Origin of the sequence: Kitasatospora sp. NPDC059571 (genome assembly GCF_042735675.1) — a bacterium.
Lineage (GTDB): Bacteria > Actinomycetota > Actinomycetes > Streptomycetales > Streptomycetaceae > Kitasatospora.
Window position 1 is genome coordinate 1 of record NZ_JBHWBW010000613.1, and the last position, 3,977, is coordinate 3,977.

A 3,977-nucleotide genomic window follows, 5' to 3' on the forward strand; every position below is an offset into this window, starting at 1 on the left:
GGTCCGGGCCCAGCACGGCGGCCGCGAGGGCCGGCCTGCGGTGCAGCGCGAGGACGGTGCGCAGCACGTCGGCGTGGTGCAGCGTCCGCAGGGCGGCCCGGTACTCGCGCTGCTCGCCGGCGCGTCCGGCCGCACCGGCCGCGTGCCAGGCGGCCAGCAGCGACTTCACCACGGTGAACATCATCCGGCGGCCGCGGACGAGTTCGGCCCGGGCGTTCAGGCCGAACACGTCGATGGTCGCCTCGCCGCGCGGCGTCAGCGCGTCGTAGGCGCCGGAGTCCAGGTAGAGCACCAGGTGGTCGGCCGGGTCCTCGCGGGCCGGGTCGATCAGGAGGTGCGCGCCGGTGGCCGGGTCGCACGGGAAGCGGTCGCGCTTCTGGTTGCTGTTGCAGTGCGCGCAGGCCAGCAGGTGGTTCTGCCAGTCGAAGGTGCGCAGCGGGTCGCGGGCGATCGGCTCGAAGTGGTCGATGTCGGTGCCGAGGTTGTCCCCGCAGTACATGCAGCGCTCCAGGCCGGGCGCCATCCGCCGTAGCAGCAGGCGCAGTTGGGCCTTGGGCTGGCGGGCGGTGCGCCAGGCGGCCCGGCCCGCGGCGGTGCTGGGGCCGGCCGCGCGGATCGCCTCGGTGCGGCGGGCGAGGTCGGCGGCGAGCGAGGGCTGCAGGCCCGGGCGGTGCAGCGGGATCACGGCTGCTCGCCCAGCAGGCGGGCGGAGAGCTCGTCGGCGCGGGCGGCCAGTGAGCTGTTGAGCTTGGCGCCGAGCCGCCGGTAGGCGTCGAGCTCGTCGCTGGTGGCGCGTCCGGCGTACAGCTTGCGCTCCAGCCGCACCAGCAGCTGGCGTTCGGCCTCGGCGGCGGCGGAGTAGGCGCTGGGCAGGCCGAACAGTTCGGAGAGCGCGGTGTCGTCGCCGCTGCCGTAGAGCACCCGCTGGTGGACGTCCTCGTCGAGGACGCGGGGCGGGGCCGCCTCGGCGGGCCCGGCGAGGCGCACCAGGGTGCCGGGGTCCGCGGCCTGGCAGACGTACGGGCTGTGCGTGGCGACCAGGAACTGCACCTCGGGGAAGCGGGCGGTGAGCCAGCCGCCGATCTGCTGCTGCCAGCGCGGGTGCAGGTGCAGGTCGACGTCGTCGATCAGGGCCACGGCGCGCAGCGGGACGGTGCAGCCGGCGTCGGCGGGCCCGGTGGGGGCGGCGTCGCCGGCCAGGGCGGCGACCACGGCGGCGAGACCGGCGATGCCGCTGCCGAGGTCGGCGAGCGGCCGGGCGGGGCCGCCGGGCGGTGCGACCAGGGCGCGGTCGGGGTCGGTGACCCGCCAGCCGTCGGGGAGGACGCCGTCCTCCAGCAGGCGGGCGGTGGCGGCCCCGAGGCGGTCCGGTGCGGTGCGGCCGGCGTCGAGCAGGCGGGCCGCGGCGTGCGGTGAGCGCAGCGGCCCGTCGGTGCTCCAGCGGCCGGCGCCGGGCAGGTCGACCTCGGCGCGGCTGCTGCCGTCGGCGATCCAGTGCGCCGGGTCGACCGGCGGGTGGGCGCCCAGGGCGAGCGCGAGCGCGCGCAGCAGGGTGGACTTGCCGGAGCCGTTGGGGCCGGCCAGCACCGTCCAGCCGGGGCCGGGTTCGACGGCGAGGTCGACGGCGCGCGGGCCGCTGAAGCAGCGCAGCCCGGCGACCTTGATCCGAGAGACGTACACGGCCCCACCCCCATCGATCGTTTCCGCCGCTTGCGGTATGCCCGGTCGGCCGCCCCGCGATGCGCCGGACGCGGACTACGCGACGATGCGTACGGGCAGGTCTGCGAGCACGTCCTTCAGTGCCGCGGCGAAGCGGTCGTACTCCGCAGCGCGGGCGGCGCCGGGCCGGGTGGCGAGGCCGATCCGGCGGCCCGGCGCGGGGGCGGCGAAGCGGGCGGCGGCCAGCCGGTCGGAGCGGGCCGCCTCCACGTCCAGCGCGGTGGCGGGCAGCAGGGTGACGCCGAGGCCGCCGGCGACCAACTGGACGAGGGTGGACAGGCCCGCGATCCGGGTGGTCGGCCCGCCGGTGTCGGCGCCGACCTCGCGGCAGATGTCCATCGCCTGGTCGCGCAGGCAGTGGCCCTCCTCCAGCAGGAGGACGTCGAGGTCGAGCAGGACGTCGCGCGGGACGTCGGTGCGGCCGGCCAGCGCGTGGCCGGGCGGGGTGAGCAGGACGAAGTCCTCGTCGAAGAGCGGGATGTCCCGGGTGGGCGCGGCGCCGCCGGCGGGCAGCGCGAGGAGCAGCAGGTCGAGCCGGCCGGCGGCGAGGCCGTCGAGCAGCGTGTGGGTGCGCTCCTCGTGGACGTGGAGCTCCAGGTCCGGGTAGCGGTCGCGGACCAGCCGGAGCACGGTGGGCAGCAGGTACGGTGCGACGGTCGGGATGACGCCGAGGTGCAGCGGTCCGGTGAAGGGCCGGCGGGCCGCCTCGACCTCCTCGGTGAGGGCGTGCAGCGAGCCCAGCACCCGGCGTGCGTGGTCGGCCACGCGCTCGCCCAGTGGGGTGATCATGACGCGGCGCGTCGTACGCTCGACGAGCCGGGCGCCGAGCGCCTCCTCCAGCGCCGCGACGGCGCCGGAGAGTGCGGGCTGGCTGGTGCCGGTGGCCGCGGCGGCCTCCCGGAAGTGCCGGTGCTCGGCGACGGCGACGAAGGCGCGCAGCTGGGCGACGCTGGGGGTGCGGGGCCTGGGGCGGTGCGGGGCGGTACTGATAGCTCTCTCCGATCAGATGCATCGAGTCTAGCTATTTCCCCGATCAGTCGGCGGTGTGCAAGGCTGGAGACCGCTCGAATCCGTCGAACCATAGGCAGTTCGGGCATTCTCCCTCATATCCCAAACCAGGAGTAGCGAACGTGCTCACGATCGGTGACAAGTTCCCCGAGTTCGAACTCAACGCCTGTGTCGACCTCGACGCCGCGAACGCCTTCGCCGAGATCAACCACAAGACCTACGAGGGCAAGTGGAAGATCGTCTTCTTCTGGCCGATGGACTTCACCTTCGTCTGCCCGACCGAGATCGCCGCGTTCGGCAAGCTGAACGAGGAGTTCGCCGACCGCGACGCGCAGATCCTCGGCGTCTCCGGTGACTCGGAGTTCGTCCACCACGCGTGGCGCAAGGACCACAAGGACCTGCGCGACCTGCCGTTCCCGATGCTGGCCGACGTCAAGCACGACCTGATGCGCGCCTGCGGCGTCGAGGCCGCCGACGGCACCGCCCAGCGCGCGGTGTTCATCGTGGACCCGAACAACGAGATCCAGTTCGTCATGGTGACCGCCGGCTCGGTCGGCCGTAACCCCAAGGAGGTCCTGCGGGTGCTGGACGCCCTGCAGACCGACGAGCTGTGCCCGTGCAACTGGACCAAGGGCGAGGACACCCTCGACGCCCAGGCCCTCCTGGCGGGCTGACCGATGGCCCTCGACGACCTCAAGGCCGCCCTGCCGGACTACGCCAAGGACCTCAAGCTCAACCTGAGCGCGGTCATCGGCAACTCCGACCTGCCGGAGCAGCAGCTCTGGGGCACCGTGCTGGCCTGCGCCATGGCCACCCGCTCCCCCGCCGTGCTCCGCGAGCTGGAGCCCGAGGCGAAGGCGAACCTCAAGCCGGAGGCGTACAACGCCGCCAAGGGCGCCGCCGCCGTCATGGGGATGAACAACGTCTACTACCGGACGCTGCACCTGCTCTCCGACAAGGAGTACAGCAGCATGCGGGCCGGTCTGCGGATGAACATCATCGGCACCCCGGGCGTCGAGAAGGCCGACTTCGAGCTGTGGTGCTTCGCGGTCTCCGCGATCAACGGCTGCGGCCAGTGCCTGGACTCGCACGAGGCCGTCCTCAAGAAGGCCGGCGTCGAGCGCGAGGTGATCCAGGCCTCGATCAAGATCGCCGCGGTGATCCAGGCGGTCGCCGCGACCCTCGACTCCGAGGCCGTCATCGCGGGCCTCTGACCGGGGCACCGGAGCCAACGCCGGAGGGGGCTGTCT

The 3,977-nt window shown here is 74.0% G+C and carries 5 protein-coding genes; 2 read left to right on the top strand and 3 right to left on the bottom strand.

Features of this window, described 5'->3' with window-relative positions:
- The 3 genes from ACFV0G_RS36565 to ACFV0G_RS36575 all read right to left on the bottom strand — a co-directional run.
- Positions 1-685 (bottom strand): HNH endonuclease (locus ACFV0G_RS36565; protein WP_380557233.1); only part of this gene is annotated, 685 nt, incomplete at its 3' end.
- The gene (locus ACFV0G_RS36570) at positions 682-1,680 is read right to left on the bottom strand and encodes an AAA family ATPase (RefSeq protein WP_380557235.1); all 999 of its coding nucleotides are present in this window, start codon (positions 1,678-1,680) and stop codon (positions 682-684) included. The genes ACFV0G_RS36565 and ACFV0G_RS36570, both read right to left, overlap by 4 nt.
- A 75-nt stretch (positions 1,681-1,755) precedes the next feature.
- The gene (locus tag ACFV0G_RS36575; RefSeq protein ID WP_380557239.1) at positions 1,756-2,709 is read right to left on the bottom strand and encodes a LysR substrate-binding domain-containing protein; all 954 of its coding nucleotides are present in this window, start codon (positions 2,707-2,709) and stop codon (positions 1,756-1,758) included.
- A gap of 140 nt (positions 2,710-2,849) precedes the next feature.
- Here ACFV0G_RS36575 and ACFV0G_RS36580 point away from each other — a divergent pair, with 140 nt between their 5' ends.
- Positions 2,850-3,401: a peroxiredoxin gene (locus tag ACFV0G_RS36580; RefSeq protein ID WP_100888732.1), complete on the top strand. Its 552-nt coding sequence runs from the start codon at positions 2,850-2,852 to the stop codon at positions 3,399-3,401.
- 3 nt (positions 3,402-3,404) lie between these two features.
- Positions 3,405-3,941: an alkyl hydroperoxide reductase gene (locus tag ACFV0G_RS36585; protein ID WP_380557237.1), complete on the top strand. Its 537-nt coding sequence runs from the start codon at positions 3,405-3,407 to the stop codon at positions 3,939-3,941.
- The last annotated feature ends 36 nt before the right edge of the window (positions 3,942-3,977 follow it).

Bases quoted from the DNA above. Each gene is read 5' to 3' on its own strand.
- ACFV0G_RS36585 (WP_380557237.1), top strand. From the start codon at position 3,405: ATGGCCCTCGACGACCTCAAGGCCGCCCTGCCGGACTACGCCAAGGAC.